We start from the raw sequence: 25144 nt of genomic DNA, 5'->3' as shown, positions 1-25144 counted from the left end.
TCCCGCTTGCGGGAGGGGTCGGGGGAGGGGCTTCCTTTCTCGACCTCGCCCGGAACTGCCCTCCCCTAACCCCTCCCGCAAGCGGGAGGGGAACTCGAAGGAAATGCCCATGACCAAGGTTCTCGTGCTCTATTACTCGTCCTATGGCCATATCGAGCAGATGGCGGATGCCGTCGCCGAGGGCGCGCGCGCCGGCGGAGCCGAGGTGGACATCCGCCGTGTCGCCGAAACTGCACCACAGTCGGTGGTGGAATCCGCGCACTTCAAGACCGACACCGCGCATGCCGAGATCGAAGGCCCCGCCGCGCTCGAGCAGTATGACGCGATCATCGTCGGTGCGCCGACCCGCTTCGGCCGGATGCCCGCGCAGATGGCGCAGTTCTGGGATACGACCGGCGGGCAGTGGTTCTCGGGCGCGCTGATCGGCAAGGTCGGCGGTGCGTTCACCTCGACCGCGAGCCAGCATGGCGGCCAGGAAACGACGTTGTTCTCGATCATCACCAACCTGATCCATCACGGCATGACGATCGTCGGGCTCGACTACGGCTTCCAGGCGCAGATGGGCGTCGACACGGTCAAGGGCGGCTCGCCCTACGGCGCGACGACGATCTCGGATGGCGACGGCAGCCGGATGCCGAGCAAGGACGAGCTCGATGGCGCGCGCTACCAGGGCAAGCGGATCGCCGAGACGGCGGCCAAGCTGAAGGGCTGATCCCCCGACGCTCCGGTGGTTGGGGAGACGAAACTTACCCCGCGGTAAGGGCGTTTCACCACGACCGGAGCATTTCGCTTCGCGTGCACCAGCTATGCGAGGATATGATCATGGGCCTGTTTTCCAAGGACATCGCGACGTTCGAAGACCTGTTCCTGCACCAGTTGCAAGACGTGTATTATGCTGAGCACCAGATCACCAAGGCACTGCCGAAGATGACCGACAAGGCGACCGCGCCGGGTCTGAAGGCCGGGTTCGAAACGCATCTGCGCGAGACCGAGGGACAGATCGTTCGGCTCGAGCGGATCTTCGAGCTGCTCGGCGAGAAGGCAAAGGCGGTGACCTGCCCGGCGATCGACGGGATCATCAAGGAAGCCAACGAAGTCGCGGGCGAGATCGCCGACAAGGCTGTCCTCGACGCGGCGCTGATCGCGTCGGCGCAGGCGGTCGAGCATTACGAGATTACGCGCTATGGCACGCTGATCGCGTGGGCGAACCAGCTTGGTCGCAGCGAGATCGCGGCGATCCTGAAGGAAACGCTCGACGAGGAATATGCGACCGACGACAAGCTGACCGCGATGGCTACGTCGAAGGTCAATCCGAAGGCCGAGGCGGTTACCGCCTGAGGTTTTCGCGACGTAACTAAGGAAACGGGCCGGCGATCATGCGATCGCCGGCCCGTTTTCGTTCAGGCCTTCTTGCGCGCGCGCTTGGGAGCGGCGGCGGCGGCGACGTCCTCTTCCTCGTCCGGTGCGTCCTCACCGGCTTCGGTCAGTGCCTCGCCGAGGGCCTTCAGCTTGTCCTGCGACTTGTCGGCCTTGTCGGCGATCTTGGTCGTCGCGGTGCCGAGGCGGTGGAGCAGCGCGTGGACGCGGTCGGCGTCGGGCGTGTCCTTCTCCAACTGCTTGCGCAGCGAGCCGAGATCGCGAAGGATGCCCTTGGCGCCGGAGACGTCGGTATCGGCCAGCGCGGCTTCCCAATCCTCGACCATGTCGGCACCCTTGGTGGGCTTGGTCGCGTCGAGCCCGCGATTGATCGCGTTCATCGTTCCTGCAAATTTAATGGCCATGTGATCTCTCTCCGCATGCCTTGTTGGCAATCGTCAACGCGACGTGGCGGCGGAAATGTCCCCTCGATCGTATCGACTTCGATCAGTATCGGGGCCCAAGTTAACGCAGGATATCGAGCCCCTCCGCCTGCCGGATGACGTCGGCAAGCGCGGCGTTCGGCACGCGGTCCGCGAGGACCGGCGAGCAGGCGAGCAGGCCGTTGGGGCAGTAGCGATCGTCGTCCCAGCCGGGGTGGTCTAGGATCGGGTAGAGGCACACGCCCTCGACCGGCACGCCGAGCGATTGGGCGATCTTCACCTCGCGCAGGATCATGCGGAGCCAGGCGGGGCGGGCACTACCCTCGATACCGGTTTCGGCGATGAAGATCGGGCGGCCGTAGCGGGCGTAGGCGTCGGCGAGGATCGCGTGGAGCGGGCGGCTGAGGGGATGGTCGTAGGCTAGCGGTGGTCCGCCGTGGATCCACTGGTTGTTGTGGTAGAAATTGACGCCGACGATATCCAGCAATGGCGCGCGGCCGCCGATCTGGGGCCAGGCCTTACCCGCGATCATGTCCCACGCCTGGTATTGCGCGAGGCGGTGGCCTTCGGCGGCGGGGGCGTCGTTCGGGCGGGCGGGGTCGGTGATGACGTTGATGACCGGGTCGGCGTGGACGAACCTTGCGGCGGGGTCGACCGCGAGGATCGCCTCCATCGCGGCGATCGAGGCGCGCGCGAGTTGGACCTTGAGTTCGTAGCCGCGGCCTCGGGCGAACGGGTTGAGGTAGGCTGCGTCGCCGCCGCCCCAGGCGAAGAACGATATCTCGTTGACGGGGGCATAGAAGCGGGTCTCGCCGGGCGCGGCCGGGCCGATATGGCGCGCGGCGGCGGCGGCGAAGGCCGCAAAGCGGGTGACGAAGGCGGGCGTCCAGATATCGATGTCGTCGGGCCAGCCGTAATGGAGCAGGTCCCAGATGACTTCGGTGCCGATCGCCTTGGCGGCGTCTAGCTGGCGATCGAGGCTGGACCAGTCGTAGATGCTGGGTTCGCGCTCGATCAGATGCCAGCGCAGGCCGTCGCGGACGGTCAGGATGCCGAGCTTGGCGAGTTCGCTGTAATCATGCGCGGCGAGGGTGTCGTGATGGCTTGCGGCGATGACGTCGACGCGCTTGCGGTCGTGCGCGCGGCGGTGGGTGGAAGATTCGAAGCCGCCTTGCAGGAAGCTTCGGAAGAGTCCGGTTGGGTGGGGTAGGGGCGGCCGGTCGGAAAGGACTTCGGCGAACAGGGTTTCCCAGCGGGGGACGACGGCGGCGATGGCGTAGTCAGTGTCGACCTTGGCGCGGAGGGCAGTGCCGAGGCGGGTTCGGAGTGCCGGGTCTTCGATGAGTTTCGTGATGGCGGTAGCGACCGCGGACGGGTCTTCGTGGGGCACGAACAGGCCGCTGACTCCGTCGACGATCTGTTGTTCCGAGCCGTTGTCTTGCGTTGCTATGACGGGGAGGCGGGCGGCGCCGGCTTCGGCAATGACGTGCGGCATGCCTTCGCCGCGGGAGAGCCAGACGAAGATGTCGAGCGCGGCAAGCAGGTCGGGCACGTCGTCGCGGTCGCCGAGGAAGGTCAGGGCGGTGTCGAGGCCGAGTGCGCGCGCTCGGTTGCGGAGGGCGGCGGCGTATTCGGGGATGAAGGCGTCGGGGCCGCCGATCACGACGAAGCGCGCGCGGGGGTGTCTGGCGTGGACGAGGGCCGCGGCCTCGATGAAGTCCTCGACGCGCTTCTTCGGGTCGAGTCGGCCTAGCCAGCCGATCAGCGGTACGTCTTCGGCGATCCCTAGTGTCGCACGGACCGGCGCGCGGCGCGCGGGGTCGAAGGCGCGCGTGTCGACCATCGACGGGATCTCGACGGCGTGGTGTTCGCGGCCGGGCATGCGGCTGGCGGCGGCGTCGCGGATCGAGGCGCAGACGCCGACATAGCGCGCGGTGAAATGCTTGGGGCCGGCGAGCGCTTCGGAGACGAGGCCGCCATGCTCAATCAATGGCGGGCGGAGGTGCATCCGTTCGAGCGCGGGATATATGTCGGCGACGTTCTGGCACGAGACGACGACGTCGTACGCGGGCAGCTTGCTCGCGAGGTAGGCGACGGTCTCGTCGAAGCCGAGCGCGTAGGGTGTGCGATCTACGGGCACGCCGATCGCTTCCAACTGCGCGTGCGTCTGCTCTGGCATGCCGTCTTTTCGGAAGCACGCGACGACCTCGATCCGGTAGCGCGTCGGGTCGAGCGCCTGGGCGAGCAGCCGCACCTCCGTCTCCTCGCCGCCGACGACGAGCCAGGCGAAGACGAACAGGATGCGGATCGGGCGGGCGTCGGCAGTGAGTGCGGTGCTCAATCGCCGACCTTGAAGACGATCTGGAGGAATTCGGGCCGCTCGCCGACCAGCCGCGCAATGAAGGCGGGGGCGTCGTCATAGGGCACGACATGCGTGATGAGTTGCGCCCGGATCTCGGGGCCGCGGGCGAGCAACAGCTTTACCGTCTCGTTCGCAAGGCGGCGGCGGTCCCATTGGAAGCCGAGCCCGCGGGGGACGCGGTTGATCTGGGCGCAGCGGAGGTTGAGGCCGTTGTGGTGGAACTCCTCGCCGAGCCGGAGCCGGTCCGCGCCGCCCTGGTAGAAGGCGAGGTCGATCACCGTGCCCTGCGGTCTCAGCGCGCGCATCGCGGCGTGGAGGCTGGCGGCGTCGGCGCGGGTCTGGAACACGACGTCCGCGCCGCGATCGTCGCCGCCGTGGAGCCAGCGTGCCTTGGCATAGGCCCATGCCTGATCCTCGGTCATCGCGGTGATGCCGAGGCATTCGGCGCGCAGGCGGCGGAAGGGGGACGGGTCGGCGATCACGACTTCGCTCGCGCCGGCGGCTTGCGCGAACAGGGCGGTCAACATCCCGACGATGCCTGCGCCGAATACCAAAGCGGGGCGGCCTCGGATGCCGTCGCCGAGGTTGACGACGTTGGGTCCGAGTAGCTCGACGTCTGCGTGAAGAATGCCGTTGGCGGCAATCGGACCCATCTGGCCGATATAGATGCCGAGGATCGGATCGAGCTCGGGCGGGAGCTTGGTCAGCAGGTCGTTGAATGGGTCTGCGGTGTGACCGGTCTTGTGCCCGAACACCGTGCCGACGACGTCGCCGTTGGCGAAATCGTCGACCCGGCTGTCGCTGACGCGCGCGCATTCCATGTAGCCGAGGAACGGCACGGGGTAGTGCGCGCTCGGTTCGCCGGGGACGAACACGCCACGGCCTGCGTCCCAGCGCGAGTGGAGATACGGGTTGCTGTTCTTGACGAAGGTGAGCTCGGTGCCGGCGGAGAACCCGGTGTAGAGCAGGTCGAGGCGGACCTGGCCGTCGCCTGGGGGCGCTTCGTCATAGCCGAAGAAATAGGCTTGGCCGGGACGTTCGACGCCGAGCGAGCGGACGTGGCGCCACTCAGACATGGATCACCTCCCGCTCGCGGACGTCGATCGCGCGGCCTTCGACGGCGGAGCGTTCGATCGCCAGCGCGAGGCGGAGCGTTTCGAGCGCGGCGGGATAGGGGCAGCGGATTCGGTTCTCGCCCCCACGGACCGCGTCGATAAAGTCGCGATCCTCGAGCACGACCGGATCGCTGCCGGTGCCGCGGACCGGGCGGCCGCGGCCGATGTCGATCATCACGTCGCGATCGGTCAGTTCGATCGCGAGGCCTTCGCCGAAGAGGTGCAGGCCGACGCGGTGGTTCCAGTTGAGCAGGCAGGTGGACGCGAAATTGGCGATCGCGCCGCTGGCGAAGGTGAGCATCGCGGTGCTGGTGGTGGCGACGTCGAGACCGGGGAAGGCGGCGCGGTCGATATGGCCCGACTGGCCGTAGACGCGGACGACGTCGCCGACGAGGTAGCGCGCGAGATCGACGAGATGCGTCGTCTGTTCGAGCATCTGGCCGCCCGACGCGTCCTTCTTCCACCACCAGCGCGGCGGCGGCGTGGAGTCGAGCCAATAGCCGGAGAGGAGGCGTGCGGGGGTTGCCGAGAGGAGCGCCTTCACCTCGTCCACCGTGTCGAGATAGCGCCAGTGATAGCCGACCGCGGTGACGAGGCCGAGCCGGTCGACTGCGGCTGCGACGTCCTCCGCGGTGCCGAGATCGAGCGCGACGGGCTTCTCGACGAAGAACGGGAGCTTGTGCTCGATCGCTAGGCGTTCGGGTTCGCCGTGCGCGAACGGCGGCACGCAGATGTAGAGCGCGTCGAGGTCGACTGCGGCCAGCATCGCCGCGGCATCGTTGAACGCGCGCGCGCCGAAGCGGGCGGCGGCTTCGGTCGCGCGCGCCATGTCGACGTCGGCGACCGCGACGATCGCGACGTCGTCGAACTGCTCCAGAACGCCGAAGTGGCGATTGGCGATGCCGCCTGCGCCGATGAACCCGATCCGTGTCCGCTCCACGCCGTCTCCCTTTGGTTGTCTATCTGTCTGGTCTTGCACGGCGGCGTAGACCGCGCGGGTGTCGGCGATCATGCGATCGGCCGAGAATAGGTCCTGCTGGCGCTCGATCGCGGCGCTGGCCATTGTTTTCAGGCTGTCGCGGTCGGCGAGCAGCGTGACGATCGCATCGGCGAAGCTGGCCGGGTCCGGAGCGGTCAGGCGACCCGTGACGCCGTCCTCGATCGCTTCGGCATTGCCGGGTGCGACGGTGGCGACGACGGGGAGCCCGGCGGCCATCGCTTCGAGCGCGACCAGCGGCAGGCCTTCGAATGCTGAGGGGAGGACGAGCAGGTCGGCGAGCGTCATCAGGTCGGCGACGTCGCTGCGGGTGCCTAGCATGCGGACGGTGCCGGCCAGCCCTCTGGCGGCAATGGTGCGTGCGGTCTGGGTGAGGAGGGGACCTTCGCCGGCAAGCAGCACGATGACGTCGGGGTGCGCGGCGCGGATTGCGGGCAGCGCGTCGAGCAGGAGCGCGTGGCCCTTCTGCTCGGCAAGGCGCGCGACCATCAGCAATACCGGCGCGTCGACGACACCCCATTCGCCGCGCAACGCCGCGCGCGACCGTGACGGCCGGTGCGGGCCGACACCGTTGTGGATCGTCTCGACCAGCGCGGGATCGACACCCGCCGCGCGGTAGCTGGCGCCAACCGCATCCGAGACGCAGATCAGCCGCGCGAGCGCCGACGCCGTATCGCGGTGCTCGTCGCACTGCGCCGCATCGGTCAGCAGATAGGGAAGATGCTCGGTGCGGACGACGGGTACGCCCGCGGCCTGCGCGGCTCGGACCGCGGCATGGCCTTCCCAGCCGATCCCGGCATGGACATGGACGATATCCGGTGCGGATCGCCGCATCCAGCGCGTCAGTGCTGCATCGTCGTCGAGCACTTTTACCGCGAAACCCTTGGCGGCGGCGCGTTCGAGCAACCCGGTGGCAGGACGTCCCGCAACGACGACATCGTCGCCTGCAAGGCCCTCCGCCAGCGTCATCATGTGCGCGCCGACGCCGGACGGGGCGAGGCTGTCGGTCAGCAGGCAGATGCGGGTCATTCGGCGGCCATCACGGGGGTTTCGAGAACGGCCGACTTTGCGACCATGCGGCGATAGGTGGCGAGCGCCTGGCCGACGACCTGGTCCATATTGTAGTAGCGGTAGGTCGCGAGCCGGCCGACGAAGGTCACGCCCTCTTCGGCATCGGCTAGAGCCTCGTAGCGTTTGAACAGCGCCTGGTTTTCGGGGCGGGGGATGGGGTAATAGGGATCGCCCTCCGCGCTTGGGAATTCGTAGCTGATGCTAGTCTTCGCGTGGAGCTGGCCGGTCAGATGCTTGTACTCGGTGATGCGCGTCTGCGGCACGGCTTCGTCCGGATAGTTGACGACCGCGACGGGCTGAAACTGCGCGACGTCGTGCGTTTCGTGGTGGAACTGGAGGCTGCGATAGGGGAGCTTGCCGAAGCGGAAGTCGAAATACTCGTCGATCGGGCCGGTGAAGACGATGTGGTCGACGTCGACGCGGTCGATCACGTCGCGATACTCGACGCCGAGATCGAGCGTGATGCCGGGGTGGTCGAGCATCGCCTCGAACATCCGGGTGTAGCCGTTGGCGGGCATCGCCTGGAAGGTGTCGGTGAAATAGCGGTCGTCGGTCGAGGTGCGCGTCGGCACCCGCGCGGTGACGGCGCGGTCGAGTTCGGACGGGTCGAGGCCCCATTGCTTACGCGTGTAGCCGCGGAAGAACGTCTCGTAGAGATCGCGGCCGACCGCGGCGACGACGACGTCTTCGGAGGTGCGGATGGCCTCGACCGATTCCGCGCGGCTGGCGAGGAAGGCGGCAGCTTCCGCGTCGTTCTCGAGCGACAGGCCGTAAAGGTCGTTGAGCGTGGTGCGGTTGATCGGCATCGGCACGAGCTTGTCGTCGACGCTGGCGAGAACGCGGTGTTCGTACGGGCGCCACTCGGTGAAGCGCGAGAGGTAGTCGAACACGTCGGCGGAATTGGTGTGGAAGATGTGCGGGCCGTAGCGGTGGATCAGCACGCCGGCCGCGTCGTGCTCGTCATACGCGTTGCCGCCGATGTGCGGGCGGCGGTCGACGACGAGGACGCGCTGGCCGCTGTCGCTGGCCAGGCGTTCGGCGAGGACCGCGCCGGCGAACCCTGCGCCGACGATCAGCGTGTCGTAGCGTTCGCGTTTCGGGGTGGGAGCGTATTTTTTACCGTTTAAGACGCGGTCGATCTCGGTGGCCATGGCGGTTTGCGTGCGGTCCCAGGATTGCGTGGCGAGCAGGCGATCGGCTTCGTCGCGCCATGCGCCTTCGCGGGGGAGGGCGAGCGCGGCCTCGCACGCGGTGACGAACGTTGACGCGTCGGAAGCTATCGAGACGGCTGCTGCGTCGCCATAGTGGCGGATCACGTCGACGATCGGTGTCGAGACGACGGGCAGGCCGCCGGCGAGATATTCGGGCGTCTTGGTCGGGCTGATGAAGCGCGTCGCGGCGTTGATCGCGAAGGGCATGAGCGCGACGTTCCAGCCGGAAAGGTATGCCGGGAGTTCGTTGTAACCGCGTCCGCCGAGCCAGTGGATGTTGGCGCGGCGTGGCAGGTGCGCGGGGTCGATCTTCACGACCGGGCCGATCATCACGAACGACCAGTCGGGTCGCTGAGCGGCGACCGCGTCGAGCAAGGCAAGGTCGATGCGTTCGTCGATGACGCCGAAGAAACCGAGCTTCGGGCCGGGGATATGGCGCTGGTCTTCGGGTTCGACATTACCGGCGCGGGCTTGGGCGAAATGCGCGACGTCGACCGCCGAGGGGAAGGCGTGGACGTCGCGGTGGCGACCGCGCTTGGCTTCGTAGAGGCTGTAGCCGCCGGTGAAGACGAGGTCGGCGCGCGCGAGTAAGCGGGCTTCGCGATCGAGCAGGGCGGGGTCGGCGAAGCGGAACGCTGACAGCTCGTCCATGCAGTCGTAAACGACCGCGGCGGCGTCCAGATGCTCGGCGAATGGGAGCATCATCGGCGTGTAGAACCAGAGGACGGGCTTTGCGCGAATGCTCGTCGCGACCAGCATGTCGAGGAGTTGTCGCAAGCCTGCCTCGATCTGCTCGGCGTTCCACCAATGCGGGAGCCGCGGGCGCAGTGCGATCACGTTGTCGGCGGGAAACGGGTGGTGTTCTAGGAAGGGCAGCGGATGGTCGCAGGGGATGTGCTCTTCCCAGACGAACACGCTCTGGGCCTGTGCGAACCGCTTCATCAGATGCTGCGGGCGCTGCGTGACGAAATCCCAGCGGAGATGCGAGAAGCAGATCAGCGGCGGCGGCGGGCTCGTATCGTCGGTCGTGGCGAGGGTGGGAGTAGGTCCGGTACCGTGCACGCTCTTCCAATCCGCGAATCCGCGGTCATCCGCGTTGTTGATCGAACCTAAGCCCACGCCTCAGACCTGACTATGCAAATGTAATTGCTTTGCATCATGTATTTGCTGGATAATCGCACCCAAACGCACAACGCTATGTTGCCAAGTCCAACGCTCCAATACGGCGTCGCGGGGCCGGAATTCGGCGTAGGTTTCACGCATTGTAAGGATCGCATCGGCAAACCCGGTCGTCGAAGCAGTCATGCCGGTCTCGGGCAGGATGAACTGCAATCCGCAGCGTAATCCCGCGTTGGCGAGCACCGGCAGGCCGGCGAGCATGTATTCGGTAAGGATCGCCGGCGCGCCGTCGTCGATGCCGCAGACGACGCCGAACCTGGCGCGGTTCATCAGGCGGTTGACCTCGTCGACAGGCACGCCCGGTGGTCCGACGAACTCGATCGAGAGGTTCTGGTCGCGTGCGCGTTGGCGGAGTGCGTCGGCATCCTCGCCGTATCCGAACACGCAGAGCGCGCGGACGTCGCGCTTGAGTTGCGCGAGCGCGTCAAACAGGATGTCGTGGTGCTTATACGGTTGCGCCGCGGCGACGTAGATGAGGTCGACGTCCTTGGGTGTGCCGAGCGGGCGGAACTGGTCGATCGCGGCGAATTCGGGACCGACCGGCAGGATCGCGGTGCGCATGCCAGGGTGGCGCGCCTCGACCTCGTCCGACTGCCACTGCGCGCCGGTGATGACGAGATCGAAATACTCGCTGACTTCGGGCGGCACGCGCAACGAGGGCGCGTCGATCGAATTGTAGAGGATGATGCTGTTCGCACAGAGCGCGAGGAGTTCGGGCGCGACGCCTAGCCCGAACACGACGAGGATGTGTGGCGCGCCAAAAGTCCGCACGAAGTCGATCATCTCGGAGGAGGCGAACGGTGCGTGGTCGTGGTCGAGGCGGAAGGCGCGGCGCGCGAGCACCGGGCTGTCGCGGTGGAATGGCGGGTCGCCTTCGCCGCGCCAGTGATGCCAGATCTCGGCCTGCTCGACGATGCCGGCCGCGACGAGCGCGAGTGGAAGGCGTTCGAGATACCCGCCGGTAACAGGCTCGCGGTGGTCGGCGGCACCCGTCCAAGGTCGGCTCGCGGGATCGAGCGCGCGCCATGCCGATCCGTCGCGAAGAGGCGTTGCGGCGGAGGGATCCGCGGGAGGCCAGCCGTCGACCCAGTCGCTGATGACGACGACCGATCGCCGTTCGCTCAACGCCACCATCCACGCATCCCCTGCATCGGTATCTCCCCTGGTCTTGCACCCTTTCGTTGCAGGGCAGGCACTTAACGGGCGAAATCGAGAAACGGGATCATGCAGCTTAAATTTAGTCGGCGCGCGTATTCGCAATCACGCTCGACCGGCGGCGGGGCTTGCGCCATGTTAGTGCAAAGACGTCCATGAGTAGGTGGGGCGATGACTAGGCGGGGGCAGCGCGAACGATGCTAATCTGGATGGCGATAGTCGGCGCTTTGCTCGGCTGGGTGCTCGGAAGCTTTTCAGAAACCGCTTTATTCTTGGGCGGGGCGGTTGGCTTGTGCATCGGCTGGGCGTTGCGGCGGGCGATGCGGATCGAGATCGTGCGCGAGACGGCGGTACTGAGCGCCGAGGTCGCCTTGTTGCGGGCCCACGTCAACGAACTGATGGACGCGCCGCGTTATCGTGGGGACGGTGTCGCCGATGCGCCCGAGGTCCGCACTACGCCGCGCTCGATCGAGCCGTTGGTCGCCGAGCCGTCGATCGCGACGGTTGCACCGGAGGTCGTATCGCAACGTGAAGCACCGACCGACTTCGATACCGCGACGGACGGCCTAGCGGCAGCGGACAGGCGCTGGCGCTCACCGCCTTCGGGTGATCGTGCGCCTGCGTCTGTACCTGCGCCCGCCGAACCGCGTGAGCCGGGCTGGCTGGCGAGCGGCGTGGCGGCCGCGCGCGGCTGGCTGTTCGGCGGCAACACGATCGTCCGGCTCGGGCTCGTCATCCTGTTCGTCGGACTGTCGTTCCTCGCCAGCTATGCGGCGGCGGCGGGGCTGTTCCCGATCGAGTTCCGTCTCGCGGTGGTCGGCCTGTTCGGCATCGCGCTGCTCGGCATCGGCTTTCGGACACGGACCAAGCGTCCGGATTTCGCGCTGGCGTTGCAGGGCGGTGGCGTCGCGATCATCTATCTGACGCTGTTCGGGGCGGCGCGCTTCTACGACCTTGTACCGTTGTCCGCGGCGTTCGTGCTGATGATCGCGGTCTGCGCGCTGGGTTGCGCGCTGGCGCTGTTGCAGCGATCGCAGGCCTTGGCGGTGACGGCGTTCGCGGGCGGGTTCGCGGTGCCGTTACTGCTGGGCGGGGAGGGCGGCAATGCGCTCGGCCTGTTCGGGTACGGGACGATCCTGAACCTCGCGATCCTGTTCATCGCGCGGGCGCGGACATGGCGCGTGCTGAACCTGGTCGGGTTCTTCGCGACCTTCGGGATTGCGAGCCTGTGGGGCGCGACCGCGTATCGGCCCGAGCATTTCCTGATCGCGCAGATATTCCTGATCGTCTCGGTGCTGATCTACGTCGTGACCGCGGTGCTTTATACGCGGGCGACGCCGGGCAAGTTCGGCAATGCGGTCGATACGACGCTGTTGTTCGGGCCGGCGCTGGCGGGGTTCGGGCTCGAGGTCGCGCTGATCGGCGACCGGCCGTTCGGCAGCGCGTTTGCGGCACTGGGCTTTGCTGCACTGTATATGGGTGTCTCGCTGGTGGCGCGGCGTCGACAGCGTGGGGGACAGCAAGAGGGGCTGCGCGTGATGAACGAGGCGATGCTGGCGATCGGCATCGGCTTCGTCACGATGGCGATCCCGCTTGCGCTGGGCGCGCGCTGGACCTCGGCGGCGTGGGCGCTGGAAGGCGCGGGCGCGTTCTGGGTCGGGATGCGGCAGGCACGCTGGATGCCGCGGCTGTTCGGGCTGGCGCTGCAGGTCGTCGCGACCTTGCTGTATCTCGGCACGCTCGACGACAATATCGCGGCGTTGCCGTTCGCCAATCCGGCGTTCGTCGGTGCGATCCTGGTGGCGCTCGGCTGGTTCGCGACGGCGTGGTTCGCGCGGGAGACGATCGCGCGGGAGACGATCGCGCCTGGGGAGACGCGGCTTGCGCGGGCCTATGCGCGGGGCGAGGCGGTAATCGCGACGCCAGCGTTCCTGACCGGGTTTGCGGCGTGGTGGATCGGCTGGCTGATGGAGGCGACGCGACTTCATCCGGCGGTCGAGCGATCGCTGTCGCCTGTGCCGGTGTTCTCGACGAACGTGCAGATCCTGTTGGCAATGCTGGCGTATCTGGTCAGCGCAGCGGCGTTTCAGACGATCGCGCGGCGTCGCGACTGGCCGGTCGCGGCGTGGCCGGCGCGCGTGAGCGTGGGCGCGTTGTGGATCGGCTTCGTCGCGCAGGCCGATCGGGGCGGGACGGTGTTGTCGTCGCCGGGCTGTTTCCTGTGGATCGTCGCGCTCGCGGTGCATGGCTGGATGTTGTTCCGCAGCGACCGTGACGGCGTCGAGACACCGGGCACGCGGGCGGTGGCGTCGGCAAGCCATGTCGCGGGCGTCTGGCTGGCGGTGGTCCTGCTCACCGACATGCTGTGGTACGGGATCGATCGCGCGGCACTGTGGTCGACTGCGTGGAACGAGGTGACGTTCCTGGCCGGCGCAGTGGCGGTCCTGGCGGGCCTCACCTTGTGGGCGGGGCCCGCGTTGCGCGGCGACCGGGCTGCAACGCGTTGGCCGCTCGATCGCCATGCCCTGCACTATGCGTGGACGGCGGCGGTGCCGATCGCGCTGGGCATCTTCAGTGGCGCCGCGGCAATCGCGCTGTTTTCGTCGGGCGATACCGCGCCGTTGCCGTTCGTGCCGGTGCTCAACCCGGTCGACGTGATGGTCGCGCTGGCGGCGGGTGTGCTGTTGCTGTGGCGGCGTACGGTGCTCGCCGCGGATATTGTACCGGCGGGCGCGGCACTGTTGGCGAGCAAGCGCATCTGGCTGCCGATCGCCGCGCTTGGTTTCGTTGCGGCGAACGGTGCGTGGTTGCGGACGGCGCATCATCTGGCGGGCGTCGCATGGGAGGCGGATACGCTGCTCGGCAATGCGCTGGTAGAAACCGGGATCGCGATCCTGTGGACGGTGATCGCACTGACGCTGATGGTCGTCGCGCATCGGCGTGCGACGCGCAGCCTTTGGCTGGCGGGGGCGAGCCTGTTGGGCGCGACCGTCGTCAAGCTGCTGGTGGTCGACCTGTACGCGACCGGCGGCGGCGCGCGGATCATCGCCTTCATCGCGGTCGGGATGCTGATGCTGCTGGTCGGGTATCTGGCGCCGCTGCCACCCAAGGTCGCGCCGGATGATACGAAGCGCGGGGCGGTGGCATGAGCGGGGTTCGGTGGCGGTTGGGCGCACTGGTCGGCGCGGTACTGTTGGTCGGTGCGGCGCCAGCGGGGTCGGATGGCGAGCCGGACGGCTATGCGCTTCGCCTGCCGCTGTCGGTGGAGGCGGGCGCGAAAGTCCAGCGGCTGGCGTTGCCGGCCGCGGTGCTGGCAGGATTGCAGACTCGCGACGGGCATGATGTGCGCGTGTTCGATGCGAAGGGGCGGGCGATGCCGATCGCCCGTGCAGGCGCGTCCGCGGTGGTCGGCCATGTGTCGCTCGATCCGATGCCGATCCTGGGCGCGCCCGATGCGCTGAAGGTGTCGGGCGTGTCGTTGAGGCTCGATGGGCGCGGGGCGGCGCAGGTTGCCGAAGTGCGCGGCGAGCCTGTTGCCGCCGGCGGCGCGCCCGTGCTGCTCGGCGTGCTGCTCGATGCGCGGGGCGTGTCGGGCGCGGTCGAGCGGGTTGCGGTTGCCGCGGACTTGCCGGTCGGCCAGCCGGTGACGTTGACGGTCGAGGCCAGCGCGGACCTGCGCGAGTGGCGGCGGTTGGGCGAGGCGACGGTCTATCGGCGCGCTGGCGAGGCGGTGCGGTCGTCGATCGTCGCGTTGGACGATGCCGCCGTGACGCGGGAGTATCTGCGGATCACGTGGAGCGCGGGGTCTCGGTTGCTAGCGCCGGTCGCGATCCGTGGCGCCGTGCTCGACGTGCGGCCCGACGGTGCGGCGGCGTCGGAAACGGTCGAGGCTCAGGCGCCCGCGCCGACGTCCGGTAACGCGCGTGTCGTCGATTTCGCGGTGCCGTTCGCGACGCCGATGGCGAGCTTGCGGGTGATACCGGTCGAGGGCGATGGCGTCGTTCCGGTTCGGATATTGGGGCGGGACGACCGCGAGCAGCCCTGGACCTTGCTGGGGCAAGGGGTCGCGCGCAGCGATGGCGGGCGCGACATCACGCTGTCCGGCGACGCGCCGCGTGCGATCCGGATCGAGGCCGATGCGCGCAGTGCGGGGTTCACCGTCGCGCCGCGTCTGCGGATCGGCTTTGCGGACCGCGGCGTGATCTTCCTCGCCAGCGGCACCGCGCCGTTCACGCTGGCGGCCGGGCGCGCTGCGCCGAAGGACGTGTTCCTGTCGTCCGCCGATCTTGCCGATGGACAGGGCAGGCCGGGGGAAGCGCACCTGGTGTCGGTGCCGTCCGCGACGGTGACACTGTCGGCGCTCGGCGATGCGGGGGCGCCGACGCGGAATGTCGTCCTGTGGGCGGTGCTGCTTGCGGCGACGGCAGTGCTGGCCGGGGTGGCGTGGATGCTGTGGCGGCAACAGGCGACGCAAGCACCGCGCGATCCGAGCTGAGGTCGTGCTCCAAGGGAACGGCCCGCAGCGGGATTTAGATCACGCTGCGGGCCGGTCGTGGCGGGTGGTCAGCTTTTCACGAACGCCAGCAGATCTGGGTTGAGGACCTCGGCGTGCGTCGTCAGCATGCCGTGCGGAAAGCCCTTGTAGATCTTCAGCGTCGCGTTTTTGAGCAATTTCGCCTGCACGAGCGAGGCGTCTTCATAGGGGACGATCTGGTCGTCATCGCCCTGCAGCACCAGCACCGGCACGGTGATCGCCTCCAGATCCGCGGTCTGGTCGGTCTCCGAAAACGCCTTGATGCCGTCGTAATGCGCGAGCGCGCTGCCCATCATGCCCTGCCGCCACCAATTCCGGATGACGCCGTCCGAGACGACGGCGTTCGGACGGTTGAAGCCGTAGAACGGCCCCGATGCGACATCGAGGAAGAACTGCGCGCGGTTCTCGGCGAGCGCCTTGCGGAACCCGTCGAATACCGCGATCGGCGTGCCGCCGGGATTGGCGTCGGTCTTGAGCATCAGCGGCGGGACCGCGCTGACGAGGACGGCCTTGGCGACGCGACCCTGGGGCTGGCCGAACTGCGCGACATAGCGGGCGACTTCGCCGCCGCCGGTCGAGTGGCCGATATGCACCGCGTTGGTCAGGTCGAGATGCTCGGCGACGGCGGAGGCGTCGGCGGCATAATGGTCCATGTCGTTGCCGGTTTCGGCCTGCGACGAGCGGCCATGCCCGCGGCGATCATGCGCGACGACGCGGTAGCCCTCGGCAAGGAAGAACAGCATCTGCGTGTCCCAGTCGTCCGACGACAAGGGCCAGCCGTGGTGGAACACGATCGGCTGCGCGTCCTTCGGTCCCCAATCCTTGTAGAAGATGTCGACGCCGTCTTCGGTCTTGATGAAGCCGCTGCTCATTTCGGTAACTCCGTCTTGTCATGGAAGTGCAAGGAAGCGTGCGATTCAGGGTCAAGTCTCTCCGAACACAGGTTTTCCTGATCTGCCGGGCGCTTATTGCGTCTACAGTTGGCAAACAGAAACTGCGTCGTCGGATGAATGACATGCCGAGACGCGATGTTAAAGCCCGGATCGGACTAGGACAGATCGGTCGATCGTTTATAGGTCATAGTATCGCAACGGCCGAGACCGAGCCGGTTTATTGCAAGATACTGAGTTCACATTTCTTATTGTGGCCAAGCTCACGGTGAGAGCTGGCGGGGGGCGGCTATGAGCGGACGACGACTGGGGCCGGGGAGAGTCGAGGCCTTCACCGACGGCGTGGTCGCGATCATCATCACGATCATGGTGCTGGAACTGAAGGTACCGGAAACGGGCGACCTGCACGCGTTGATCGGCAGCGCGCCGGTGCTGCTGGCGTATGTGTTGAGCTTCGTGAACGTCGGGCTGTTCTGGAACAATCACCACCACATGTTTTCCGCTGTCGAGCGCGTCGACGGGCGCGTGATGTGGGCGAATCTGTTCCTGCTGTTCTGGCTGAGCCTGGTGCCGTTCGTGATCCGCTGGCTCGACGAGAGCGAGTTCGCGGCGGGGGCGACGGCAGCGTACGGCATCGTCCTGACGCTCGCGGCGATCGGCTATTCGCTGACCGAACGCGCGATTATCGCCTGCAACGGCAAGGAGTCGGCGGTCGCGCGCGCGATCGGTTCGGACTGGAAGGGGTGGGGCAGCATCGCGCTCTATCTTACCGGCGTGCCGCTCGCGTTCGTGAGGCGCTGGTTCGCGATCGCGTTGTACGTGGGGGTGGTTGCGCTGTGGCTGATCCCCGACCGGCGGATCGTACGCGCGTTCGAGGATGAGTTGCGGGGCTGAGTCCTCCCCCCGAGGGGGGAGGATTCGCGCATCATTTCCTGGTGCGGAGGCCCCATAGCATCGTGCCGACCAGCGCGAGGCCGGCCGCTGTGCCGCCGACCGCGACTGCGGCCATGACCGGCGAGATGCTGCCGTCGGCGCGGTGGAGGTGCGGGCGTAGGTTCTTGAGCAGCGGCTTGCGGCCCGACAATCCCTCGAACATCTCGCCCGGACCCTCGGGATCGAGGATCTTGTTGTCGGCCAGCCACTCGCGCACGGAGTCGAGTTCGGGAACCTCGTACGGGCGGAGCGAGCGGCCGTCGCCACGCAGTCGTTCGATGGTTTCGATCAGCGAGCCGGTCTCCGCGATCGACGTCTCGATCGTCGCCACGTCGGTGTCGAGATGTTCGGCGAGCAGGCCGTTGCGGATGCTGGCGATCGTGTTGCGCTCACCGGCGTTGCGATCGCGCGCGGCATCGATGACGACGTCACATTCGCTGTCGAGCCGCAGCGAGCGGTTGTTGAAGTTGGACGAGCCGACGCGGAGCACTTCGTCGTCGACCACCGTCACCTTGGCGTGGACGTAGATCGGCTGCCCACCCGCGGTGAAGGGGTGATAGAGCCGCAGCCGGTTATGCGGATCCTGTTCGTGCAAGGCCTCGACCAGTCGTGCACGCGCGGAGTCCATCGCGATCGGTTCGAGCCAGCCTTCCGCGGTGGTCGGGTGGACGATCACGAACTCAGGACCGTCGGGTTCGCGCAACCGCTTGCCGATCGCCTCGGCTACTTTGCGGGAGGCAAAATACTGGCTCTCGGCGTAGAAGAAGCGCTTCGTCCGCGCGATCAGGTCGACGTACAGCGCCTCGATGTCGTGGCGGGGCTCCTGCTCGGCCATTTCTGGGATCGTGAGCGCGATGCCGACTTCGACGTCGGTGAAATCGGCCTTCACATGATCGGGCCAGCAGTCGGCGCCGTCGGTCACCGGCTCCAGTGCGCCACCGCCGGACACTTCCCAGCGGCCACGGCACATGTCGCCCAGCGCGCGCGCGACCGGGCCTTGCAGGATCGTGGTTGCGTCGTGCCAAGGACCGTAGGGCGAGCCGTCGGGCTCGATCCGGCGCGGTTCGTCGTCGGCATGCGCGCGCGTATCCCAGCGGTCGACGGTCATGTCGATCCCGCCGCAGAACGCGACGTCGTCGTCGATCACGACCACTTTCTGGTGATGCGAGCCGGCGGGGGGATGATGGCCGTCGAGCCGCAGATGGATCTGCGGGTCGCGGATCCACTTGGCGATCCTCAACAGCGTCTGGCCGTGGAACAGCGTCTTGATCGCGCCGGTATCCCAGCGGAGGATGTGGATGTTGAGCCCCGGCGTGCGACGTGCAAGCCAGGTGACGAATTCGCCGACGCGCTCGGGACCGCCATCGTCGTCGTCCCCACCGCTGTCACCGCCACCGAAGCGGATGCGCGCGTCGAAATCCCAGCCGACGAGCAGGATCTGCTTCTTGGCCTTCATCATCACCGCGCGGGCGGCTTTGAAATAATCGTCGGCGTCGACGATGACGGTGGCCTGCTTTGCAGGTTCGATCCGCCAGCAGTTGCGACCGGGCTCGAGCAGTGTTCCGTGAGAATTCATGATGCTGCCATCGCAGGCTTGGCGCGATCAGCCAACCCACGGAGGCGCGTTTTGCCGCTCAATTGACGAGCGGCCGACGGCATTCATTATAAAATGTTCGTGGCGCGCACGCACCATGGGTATCTTATTCGGACAGCTCGTTCTCGGCTGCGTCGAGCGCCTGCGCCAGCAAGGCCGCCACGAGATGGTCGTCCTGGGCGTCGGCAAGTTGCAACGCGCGGACGATGGCAATGCGAAGCGAACGGCGATCCTGTTGCGACGTGGTCATCTCGGTACCCTTGGATTTCTATCAGGTCCTCGCCGCGGGTCCTTACCCGGTCGGCAGCGACGATGTAACCTGTTTGACGAACGAACGGCCGCGCGATTGCGCGGCCGTTCGCCGAATGGGATGCCGTCCCGTTACGCGGACGACGCCCGTTACACGAACCGATCGGCCGTATCAGGCGGCGTCGGTGTAGACGCGGCGGCGGGCGGCGGTGGTCGCACCGAAGCCTGCTGCGGCAGCGCCGATGAGCAGCGCGATCACGATCATGAACGACGTACCTGCGGCTGCACCGGCGGCGGTGTCGGTCGCCGACTTGGCGGTCTCGATCGTCTTGTTCTTGGTCTGGACGAACTGAGCCTTGGCGCGCGTCACCTGGGCCTGGGCCTCCGGACGGCTGATCTTGCGCTGGGCCGCGACGATGTCGACGATGCGGCTTTCAGCCTGTGCGCCGTCCTGGCCACCCTTTGCGAGTGCTGGCAGTTCCTTGGCGATTTCCTTCTGCGCCTGCTCCGGCGTCATCTGCGCGGGATCCGACGGTGCGTCCGACAGATACTGAGCAGCTTCGGCGCGAACGTCGGTGACGTCGACATTGGCGACGTCGGCAACCTTCGGGGCTGCTGCGCCGATGCCGGTGCCGGCTGCCGATGCGACCGAACCGACGGTGCGGAATGCGCCGCCGATGATGCCGCCGACGGCCGAGGTGAGCAGGTACATGGTGAGGATCAGGGTGACGCCCCAGACGACCAGGCCGTGGATCAGGCCGTCGAACCGGTCATGCACGCCGGCGCCGCGTGCTGCGGCATAGCCGCCTGCGCCCAGTGCGATGATCGTCGTGATAATCCAGTAGATCCCCGCGCCAATGCCGAAGCCGGTCGCGCCGGGGGTCGTGCCCTCGACCGGATCGACCAGGCTGAGGCCGATGCCGGTGCCGAGGATGCCGAGCACCAGCTGAATCGCGATGGCGATGACGACGCCGGCGAAGATTGCGCCCCACGAGATGCGGGTCGGGGTCTTCACGCGACGGAAGTCGTCCGTCGGCAGGACGCCGGGATTTACATGGTTAGCCATAATTCACTCCTGTTATTCACGAAATTCGAGGGACGGCGTCAGTTTTTGCCGTGCCTATCGATGGGTGTGTCGATCTGTTTGTCGGCCTTCGCGGTTCCGGCCTTCGAGGCTTTGCCAGCCTTGGAGGCTTCGTCGGCCTTGGCGTCGCGTGCGCCAGTTTCGCTTTCCTGCGAGCCGCGCTCTTCGATCGCGGGGTCGCCGATGATCTTGCCGATCGCCTCCTGGATGGAGCCCTTCGCCTGGCGGGTGCGGGCTTCGTCCTGGTCCGATTTGTCCTTGTCGCGCGTCATGCTGCGAGCTCCTTCGAGGGCGATTTTGTGTGGAGCGCGTGCGGGATGGAATCGCCGTCGAACCCCCGCGCGCGCGCCCAGGCGGCGGCGGCGTTGCGACGGTTGACGCCGATCTTCGAATAAATCCGCGCGACATGGTTGCGCACGGTGTTGCTGGAGACGTCGAGCGTGCGCGCGATCGACTTGTCGTCGAGCCCGCGACAGATCAGCGCCAGCACCTCGCGCTCGCGTTGCGTCAGTTCGTCGAGCCCGACGCCGACCGGCTCGGCGTTCGGCGTGCGGATCCGCGCAAGCTTTTCCATGATCGACCGGCTGAGCCAGCTCGTGTCCTTCATCACCGCCTCGATCGCGTTGACGAGTTCGCGCTCGGACGCTTTACGCGTGCTGATGTCGCGCATTGCCCACAGCACGCAGGCTTCGTCGTCGAGCTGGATCGGTTCGGTCGAGACGATGCAGTCGATGACGTCGCCGTCCTTCCCGCGGATGCGGACTTCGCGGTCGCGGATCGGTAGGCCGGCGTCGATGTCGGCCTCGATCGCATGGCGCAGCGCGGGCGTTTCCCACAGGTCGACGTCGCCGAGCGGGCGACCGATGATCTCCGCCGAGGAATAACCGGTGAGGCTGGTGAAAGCCTCGTTGACGTCGCACAGCCGGTGACCGTCGCGCGCGCCGATCGCGAGCGCGACGGGTGCGAGCGAGAAGGTCCGCATGAAGCGCTCCTCGCTATGACGCAGCTGCGTTTCGGCTTTCCGGCGCGGTTCGAGGTCGGCGAAGGTGAACAGCATGCACGGCTGCTCGCCCATGTCGATCGGCTGGCCAGCGACGATCACGAGCTTGGTCTCGCCGTCGGGCAGGCTGAGCTCCGCCTCCATCTGCGGGATGGTGCGGCCCTCGGCGAGGCGCTGCTTGCCGAGATCGCGCTTCTCGCCGCGTTCGAGGACGTCGATATCGTATACCGTGCGCGACAGGACGGCGTCGCGGTCGTGCCCGGTCATGTCGATGAAGCCCTGGTTGACCTTCACGAAACGGAGATCGCACAGCCGACAGATGACCGCTGGCGCCGGGTTGGCGTTGAACGACTGTTCGAAGCGATCCTCCGCCTCGAATTGTGCGGACACGTCCTGGATGATCATGACGAGGCATTCGGGCTCGTCCTCGTCGTTGGTCAGGACGAGGCTGCGCACCTGATGCACCCAGCGAGGTTCGTCCTCGCCGGCGACCGCGACCTCTACCACGACCTCCGAGAACGCCTCGCCCGAGACGACCCGTTCGATCGGGTAATCGGCGTCATTGAGCTTGTGGTTGTTCCGGTAGCGCAGCTGGAAACGCTGGCGGTAATCGTCGACCGTGGCACCAAGATCCTCAACCGAGTCGACCCCGTGCATCCCGAGTGCGGCCGTGTTGGCCCACAGGATGTCCTGGTCGGGATCGACGAGGATGACGCCTTCGTCCAACCCCGCGATGATCTGGCGCAGGTGGCGCAGATCGGGGGAGTCACGAAGCGACTTGAGGGGCGGCGCCACGGTCATGCGATCAGTCGCGCTGGCCGTGAACGAGCCATGCGAGGCCGTAGCCGACCGCAGCGGCGCCGAGCGCCCAGAGGACGGGCGCGTCCTTGGCCGATGCCTGCGCGGTCGAGGCCGCACGACGAGCGGCGTCGGCGGCACGATCGCCGGCTTCTCGCGCCTCGCTGCCGATCTTGTCGGCGAGTTCGGGGGCACCGTCGACGGCATCCTCGATCGCCGACTTGGCGCGGCCGTACAGGTTCTGCGCACCGCCGGCGACCTGGTCGACGACGCCGTCGACCTGCCAGTCGCGGCTGTTCACGGTATCGCCAACGGCCTTCTCGACCTTGCCGCCGACATAGCGGGCGCCGCCCTGGAATTCGTCCTTGTTCATGTCAGATCCTTACGTTTGGAATTGGGTGGAGAAGGCTCGGGTTACGGCAGCACGCCGCAGCCCGCGGCGGCCTTGCCGACTTCCAGCGCGATCTTCGGATCGCGGAGTTCGGAGGCGACGCGGATGAGATCGGACGGGGTGAGCACGCCGGGCGTGGTGTCGCCCTGACGGTACGCGGCGGCGGCTTTGCCGAGACGCTGCAGCTGACCGAGCGAGAGGTTCGCCTGAAGCCGACCGCCGACGCAATCTGAGCGCGACTGATCGAGCCCATAGCGCTGGAGCCCAGACGAAATGCGCGTCGCGGGCGCGGCGCAACCGGCAATGGACGCCAGCAGGGCCAAGGCCCCGGTGGCGGACGTCATGCGCTTCATGTGAGCAGCTCCAGTATCTTGCCGCACGCGGGGTATCGCGACGGGACTGGACGCATAAACCTAGCAGTAACTACTTGGTTCCTGGTAGTTTTGTGTAGGACTACTAGCTGTAATGTACCATATCAGGACGTCGCGCGCGCCGCATAGAGCCGCGCGAACCGCAGATGCAGCGACCGTGTGCTCGAATCCTCGGCGACTTCGGCGCGGCCTTCATGCCACTCGGCTCGACGCTGAAAATAGCTCGAATCGTCGCTATCGTCGGCGGGGAAGCGGGTGTCGTCTTGATCCGTCGTCATGGCATTGCCTTTGGTAACCTGCGCCTTCAGTACGAAATTGCAGGCGGCCGCGCGTGATCGGAAACGACTAGGCGATGCGGTAGTATGATCAGTCTGGCGTCAGGGGGCACGACGCTGCAGGGACGCCGCCGCGGCCGAGTTGGCCGGGCGACGATGCCGTCCTTATGTCGCCCTGGTTCGATCGATTACTTGGCCATTGCCGCGGACTGGTCGAGCGGGACGACCGGCAACCAGACCGCGCTCGCCGATGTTCCGCCGCGAACGATCGTGACCGTCGCCGCCTTATAGTCCGCTTTCTTGGCGAGGAAGATGTTCGGCACGAACGTCTGCGGGTTGCGGTCGTAGAGCGGGAACAGGCTCGACTGGACCTGGATCATGATCTTGTGGCCCGGCTGGAAGACGTGGTTCACGGTCGGGAGGCGGAACTTGTATTCCTGCACCTTGCCCGCCGGGATCGCCGTCGGCTTGGCGAAGCTCTGGCGATAGCGACCGCGGAAGATGTCGAGGCTGATCGGCAGCTCGTAGCCGCCCATCTTCGGATCGCTCGCGTTCTCCGCCGGGTAGACGTCGATCACCTTGACGACGAAATCGCCGTCGGTGCCGGTCGTCTTGGCAAAGATGTCGGCGATCGGCGCGCCCGACACGCGGACGGGCGTGGTCAGCGCCTCGGTGGTGTAGGTCATCACGTCGGGACGGCCATCGACGCCGCGCTGGTCACTGACGAGCCAATCGCCCCAGCGGCCGTCGCCGAAGTTCACCGGGCGCGGCAAATGCGGCACGGGCTTCGACGGATCGGAGACATAGCTGTCACCGCCGGTCGCCGCCTTGCCGAAGCCGAGCGCACCGCCCTCCTGCAGGTAGATCGGCTTGAGCGGCGATGTGCATCCCGTCTCGCACGCGAGCGGCCACGTTGCGAACTTGTCCCAGTGGTTCTCGCCGGTGTTGTAGATCGCCGCGGCGGGCAGCGTGACGGGCGCGCCATCCTTCAGGTACTGGTTGAAATAGGGGAGCAGCATGTCCTCGCGGAATTGCTGTGCGGTGTCGCCATTCCACTGGAACGGCCCGAGGCTGCGGCCTTCGCGGTTGATCTGGCTGTGGCGCCACGGACCCATCACGAGGTGGTTGTTGCCGAGCTTGCCCTTGGCTTTCAATGCCTCCCATGCGGTGATCGCGCCGTACATGTCCTCCTGGTCCCACAGGCCCTGTTCCCAGATCGTCGGCACGTTCGACGGGTTGGCGGCGAGCAGCTTGTCGAGCGCCTGGTCCTGCCAGAAGCCGTCATAGGCAGGGTGCGACACCATCCGCTGCCAATAGGGAAGCTGGTCGTAGCCGGACTTCTTCGCCCAGTCGCCGGCCGAGCCGACCTCGCGGAAATTCTCGTAATCGTCGTAGCCGCCGGTAGATGGCGCCTTGCCCGCGCCCTTGTAGCCGGTCTGGCTGCCGAGCCACGCGATGTTGGCGAGACGGAACGCGCCGTAATGGAACCAGTCGTCGCCCATCCAGCCGTCGATCATTGGGCTCTCGGGCGCGGCGACCTTCAGCGCGGGGTGTGGGGCGAGCAGCGCCATCGCGACCGTGAAGCCCTCGTAGGACGAGCCGATCATGCCAACGCGGCCGTTGCTCTCGGGGAGGTTCGCCTTGTTCACCAGCCAGTCGATCGTGTCGTACGCGTCGGTGACGTGATCGACCTTGGTCTGGTTGAGCGGGCCGATGACGGGGCGTGTGACGACGTATTCCCCCTCCGAGCCGTATTTGCCGCGGATGTCCTGATAGACGCGGATATAGCCCGCCTTCACGAACATCTCGTCGGCGAGCGGCAGCGTGGCGAGGATGCTCGCACTGTCCGAACGGTTCGCGCGACCCTTGGCGTTGTAGGGTGTGCGGGTGAGCACGATCGGCGCGTTTGCGACGCCCTTGGGATAGACGATGACGGTGTAGAGCTTCGTCCCGTCGCGCATCGGGATCATCACCTCGCGCTTCACGTAGTCCTGCGCGGCGGTCGGCGGCACGAACTTGGCGGGGATGTCGCCGCCGACCGGCGCGGTCTTGTCCTGCGCGATTGCAGTGGTGGCGAGGGCGATCGAGGCGAGCAGGACGAATTTGACAGACATGGCGAAGGGCTCCGGAAGCGTT

General features: G+C 66.9%; 21 protein-coding genes. 5 read left to right on the top strand and 16 right to left on the bottom strand.

Features of this window, described 5'->3' with window-relative positions; all coding sequences use genetic code 11:
- Positions 1-109 precede the first annotated feature (109 nt).
- Both wrbA and AC1ME3_RS01875 read left to right on the top strand, forming a co-directional pair.
- A complete protein-coding gene (wrbA, locus tag AC1ME3_RS01880; RefSeq protein ID WP_480954611.1) occupies positions 110-712 on the top strand; it encodes an NAD(P)H:quinone oxidoreductase in 603 nt (200 codons plus the stop codon).
- Positions 713-822: 110 nt separating this feature from the next.
- Positions 823-1338, top strand: coding sequence for a YciE/YciF ferroxidase family protein (locus tag AC1ME3_RS01875; protein ID WP_056489424.1), 516 nt, complete (start codon positions 823-825; stop codon positions 1336-1338).
- Positions 1339-1400: 62 nt separating this feature from the next.
- Here AC1ME3_RS01875 and AC1ME3_RS01870 read toward each other — a convergent pair whose 3' ends face one another.
- The 6 genes from AC1ME3_RS01870 to AC1ME3_RS01845 all read right to left on the bottom strand — a co-directional run bounded on the left by AC1ME3_RS01870 (position 1401) and on the right by AC1ME3_RS01845 (position 10868).
- A complete protein-coding gene (locus AC1ME3_RS01870) occupies positions 1401-1781 on the bottom strand; it encodes a hypothetical protein (protein WP_235524733.1) in 381 nt (126 codons plus the stop codon).
- 100 nt (positions 1782-1881) lie between these two features.
- Complete coding sequence (locus tag AC1ME3_RS01865) at positions 1882-4140, bottom strand: glycosyltransferase family 4 protein (protein WP_480954610.1); 2259 nt, start codon at positions 4138-4140, stop codon at positions 1882-1884.
- Positions 4137-5237: a zinc-dependent alcohol dehydrogenase gene (locus AC1ME3_RS01860; protein WP_480954609.1), complete on the bottom strand. Its 1101-nt coding sequence runs from the start codon at positions 5235-5237 to the stop codon at positions 4137-4139. The genes AC1ME3_RS01865 and AC1ME3_RS01860 overlap by 4 nt, the downstream gene beginning before the upstream one ends.
- The gene (locus tag AC1ME3_RS01855; protein ID WP_480954608.1) at positions 5230-7302 is read right to left on the bottom strand and encodes a glycosyltransferase; all 2073 of its coding nucleotides are present in this window, start codon (positions 7300-7302) and stop codon (positions 5230-5232) included. The genes AC1ME3_RS01860 and AC1ME3_RS01855 overlap by 8 nt, the downstream gene beginning before the upstream one ends.
- Positions 7299-9497: a UDP-galactopyranose mutase gene (gene glf, locus AC1ME3_RS01850; protein WP_480955887.1), complete on the bottom strand. Its 2199-nt coding sequence runs from the start codon at positions 9495-9497 to the stop codon at positions 7299-7301. Before glf ends, AC1ME3_RS01855 begins: the two co-directional genes overlap by 4 nt.
- Positions 9498-9677: 180 nt before the next feature.
- Positions 9678-10868, bottom strand: coding sequence for a glycosyltransferase family 4 protein (locus AC1ME3_RS01845; RefSeq protein ID WP_480954607.1), 1191 nt, complete (start codon positions 10866-10868; stop codon positions 9678-9680).
- Positions 10869-11209: 341 nt separating this feature from the next.
- On the opposite strand from AC1ME3_RS01845, the gene AC1ME3_RS01840 reads away from it, so the two are divergent.
- Complete coding sequence (locus AC1ME3_RS01840) at positions 11210-14038, top strand: DUF2339 domain-containing protein (protein WP_480954606.1); 2829 nt, start codon at positions 11210-11212, stop codon at positions 14036-14038.
- The gene (locus AC1ME3_RS01835; protein ID WP_480954605.1) at positions 14035-15384 is read left to right on the top strand and encodes a DUF3999 family protein; all 1350 of its coding nucleotides are present in this window, start codon (positions 14035-14037) and stop codon (positions 15382-15384) included. The genes AC1ME3_RS01840 and AC1ME3_RS01835 overlap by 4 nt, the downstream gene beginning before the upstream one ends.
- A 68-nt stretch (positions 15385-15452) precedes the next feature.
- Here AC1ME3_RS01835 and AC1ME3_RS01830 read toward each other — a convergent pair whose 3' ends face one another.
- Positions 15453-16295, bottom strand: coding sequence for an alpha/beta fold hydrolase (locus AC1ME3_RS01830; RefSeq protein WP_480954604.1), 843 nt, complete (start codon positions 16293-16295; stop codon positions 15453-15455).
- 309 nt (positions 16296-16604) lie between these two features.
- On the opposite strand from AC1ME3_RS01830, the gene AC1ME3_RS01825 reads away from it, so the two are divergent.
- Positions 16605-17207: a TMEM175 family protein gene (locus AC1ME3_RS01825; RefSeq protein WP_480954603.1), complete on the top strand. Its 603-nt coding sequence runs from the start codon at positions 16605-16607 to the stop codon at positions 17205-17207.
- A 31-nt stretch (positions 17208-17238) separates the two neighbouring features.
- Here AC1ME3_RS01825 and AC1ME3_RS01820 read toward each other — a convergent pair whose 3' ends face one another.
- The 9 genes from AC1ME3_RS01820 to AC1ME3_RS01780 form a co-directional block, all read right to left on the bottom strand.
- Positions 17239-18822, bottom strand: coding sequence for a phospholipase D-like domain-containing protein (locus AC1ME3_RS01820; protein ID WP_480954602.1), 1584 nt, complete (start codon positions 18820-18822; stop codon positions 17239-17241).
- 124 nt (positions 18823-18946) lie between these two features.
- Positions 18947-19090 (bottom strand): hypothetical protein, encoded by a 144-nt coding sequence (locus tag AC1ME3_RS01815; protein WP_156348916.1) that lies wholly within the window; start codon positions 19088-19090, stop codon positions 18947-18949.
- A 171-nt stretch (positions 19091-19261) separates the two neighbouring features.
- Complete coding sequence (locus AC1ME3_RS01810) at positions 19262-20155, bottom strand: hypothetical protein (RefSeq protein ID WP_480954601.1); 894 nt, start codon at positions 20153-20155, stop codon at positions 19262-19264.
- 38 nt (positions 20156-20193) lie between these two features.
- Positions 20194-20445 carry a hypothetical protein gene (locus tag AC1ME3_RS01805; RefSeq protein ID WP_480954600.1) on the bottom strand — a complete coding sequence of 84 codons (252 nt, stop codon included), beginning with the start codon at positions 20443-20445 and terminating at the stop codon, positions 20194-20196.
- On the bottom strand, positions 20442-21974 hold the full coding sequence (locus tag AC1ME3_RS01800; RefSeq protein WP_480954599.1) for a PAS domain S-box protein: 1533 nt from the start codon (positions 21972-21974) through the stop codon (positions 20442-20444). Before AC1ME3_RS01800 ends, AC1ME3_RS01805 begins: the two co-directional genes overlap by 4 nt.
- A gap of 4 nt (positions 21975-21978) precedes the next feature.
- Positions 21979-22344, bottom strand: coding sequence for a CsbD family protein (locus AC1ME3_RS01795; RefSeq protein WP_480954598.1), 366 nt, complete (start codon positions 22342-22344; stop codon positions 21979-21981).
- 41 nt (positions 22345-22385) lie between these two features.
- The gene (locus AC1ME3_RS01790) at positions 22386-22715 is read right to left on the bottom strand and encodes a hypothetical protein (RefSeq protein WP_056488860.1); all 330 of its coding nucleotides are present in this window, start codon (positions 22713-22715) and stop codon (positions 22386-22388) included.
- Between the two features lie 122 nt (positions 22716-22837).
- The gene (locus tag AC1ME3_RS01785; RefSeq protein ID WP_480954597.1) at positions 22838-23011 is read right to left on the bottom strand and encodes a hypothetical protein; all 174 of its coding nucleotides are present in this window, start codon (positions 23009-23011) and stop codon (positions 22838-22840) included.
- Positions 23012-23196: 185 nt separating this feature from the next.
- On the bottom strand, positions 23197-25122 hold the full coding sequence (locus AC1ME3_RS01780) for a CocE/NonD family hydrolase (protein ID WP_480954596.1): 1926 nt from the start codon (positions 25120-25122) through the stop codon (positions 23197-23199).
- Positions 25123-25144 lie beyond the last annotated feature (22 nt).

The sequence above is a fragment of the Sphingomonas sp. BL2 genome (genome assembly GCF_056680015.1).
The sequence above is the reverse complement of the archived record's forward strand: the minus strand, read 5'-3'. Positions and strand labels throughout refer to the sequence as shown.

Coding starts and splice junctions, on each gene's coding strand:
- glf (WP_480955887.1), bottom strand. CDS start 9,497: ATGAAGCGGTTCGCACAGGCCCAGAGCGTGTTCGTCTGGGAAGAGCAC.
- AC1ME3_RS01860 (WP_480954609.1), bottom strand. CDS start 5,237: ATGTCTGAGTGGCGCCACGTCCGCTCGCTCGGCGTCGAACGTCCCGGC.
- AC1ME3_RS01815 (WP_156348916.1), bottom strand. CDS start 19,090: ATGACCACGTCGCAACAGGATCGCCGTTCGCTTCGCATTGCCATCGTC.
- AC1ME3_RS01805 (WP_480954600.1), bottom strand. CDS start 20,445: ATGACGCGCGACAAGGACAAATCGGACCAGGACGAAGCCCGCACCCGC.
- wrbA (WP_480954611.1), top strand. CDS start 110: ATGACCAAGGTTCTCGTGCTCTATTACTCGTCCTATGGCCATATCGAG.
- AC1ME3_RS01800 (WP_480954599.1), bottom strand. CDS start 21,974: ATGACCGTGGCGCCGCCCCTCAAGTCGCTTCGTGACTCCCCCGATCTG.
- AC1ME3_RS01810 (WP_480954601.1), bottom strand. CDS start 20,155: ATGGCTAACCATGTAAATCCCGGCGTCCTGCCGACGGACGACTTCCGT.
- AC1ME3_RS01795 (WP_480954598.1), bottom strand. CDS start 22,344: ATGAACAAGGACGAATTCCAGGGCGGCGCCCGCTATGTCGGCGGCAAG.
- AC1ME3_RS01830 (WP_480954604.1), bottom strand. CDS start 16,295: ATGAGCAGCGGCTTCATCAAGACCGAAGACGGCGTCGACATCTTCTAC.
- AC1ME3_RS01825 (WP_480954603.1), top strand. CDS start 16,605: ATGAGCGGACGACGACTGGGGCCGGGGAGAGTCGAGGCCTTCACCGAC.
- AC1ME3_RS01875 (WP_056489424.1), top strand. CDS start 823: ATGGGCCTGTTTTCCAAGGACATCGCGACGTTCGAAGACCTGTTCCTG.
- AC1ME3_RS01840 (WP_480954606.1), top strand. CDS start 11,210: ATGCGGATCGAGATCGTGCGCGAGACGGCGGTACTGAGCGCCGAGGTC.
- AC1ME3_RS01855 (WP_480954608.1), bottom strand. CDS start 7,302: ATGACCCGCATCTGCCTGCTGACCGACAGCCTCGCCCCGTCCGGCGTC.
- AC1ME3_RS01845 (WP_480954607.1), bottom strand. CDS start 10,868: ATGGTGGCGTTGAGCGAACGGCGATCGGTCGTCGTCATCAGCGACTGG.
- AC1ME3_RS01785 (WP_480954597.1), bottom strand. CDS start 23,011: ATGACGACGGATCAAGACGACACCCGCTTCCCCGCCGACGATAGCGAC.
- AC1ME3_RS01870 (WP_235524733.1), bottom strand. CDS start 1,781: ATGGCCATTAAATTTGCAGGAACGATGAACGCGATCAATCGCGGGCTC.
- AC1ME3_RS01835 (WP_480954605.1), top strand. CDS start 14,035: ATGAGCGGGGTTCGGTGGCGGTTGGGCGCACTGGTCGGCGCGGTACTG.
- AC1ME3_RS01790 (WP_056488860.1), bottom strand. CDS start 22,715: ATGAAGCGCATGACGTCCGCCACCGGGGCCTTGGCCCTGCTGGCGTCC.
- AC1ME3_RS01820 (WP_480954602.1), bottom strand. CDS start 18,822: ATGAATTCTCACGGAACACTGCTCGAGCCCGGTCGCAACTGCTGGCGG.
- AC1ME3_RS01780 (WP_480954596.1), bottom strand. CDS start 25,122: ATGTCTGTCAAATTCGTCCTGCTCGCCTCGATCGCCCTCGCCACCACT.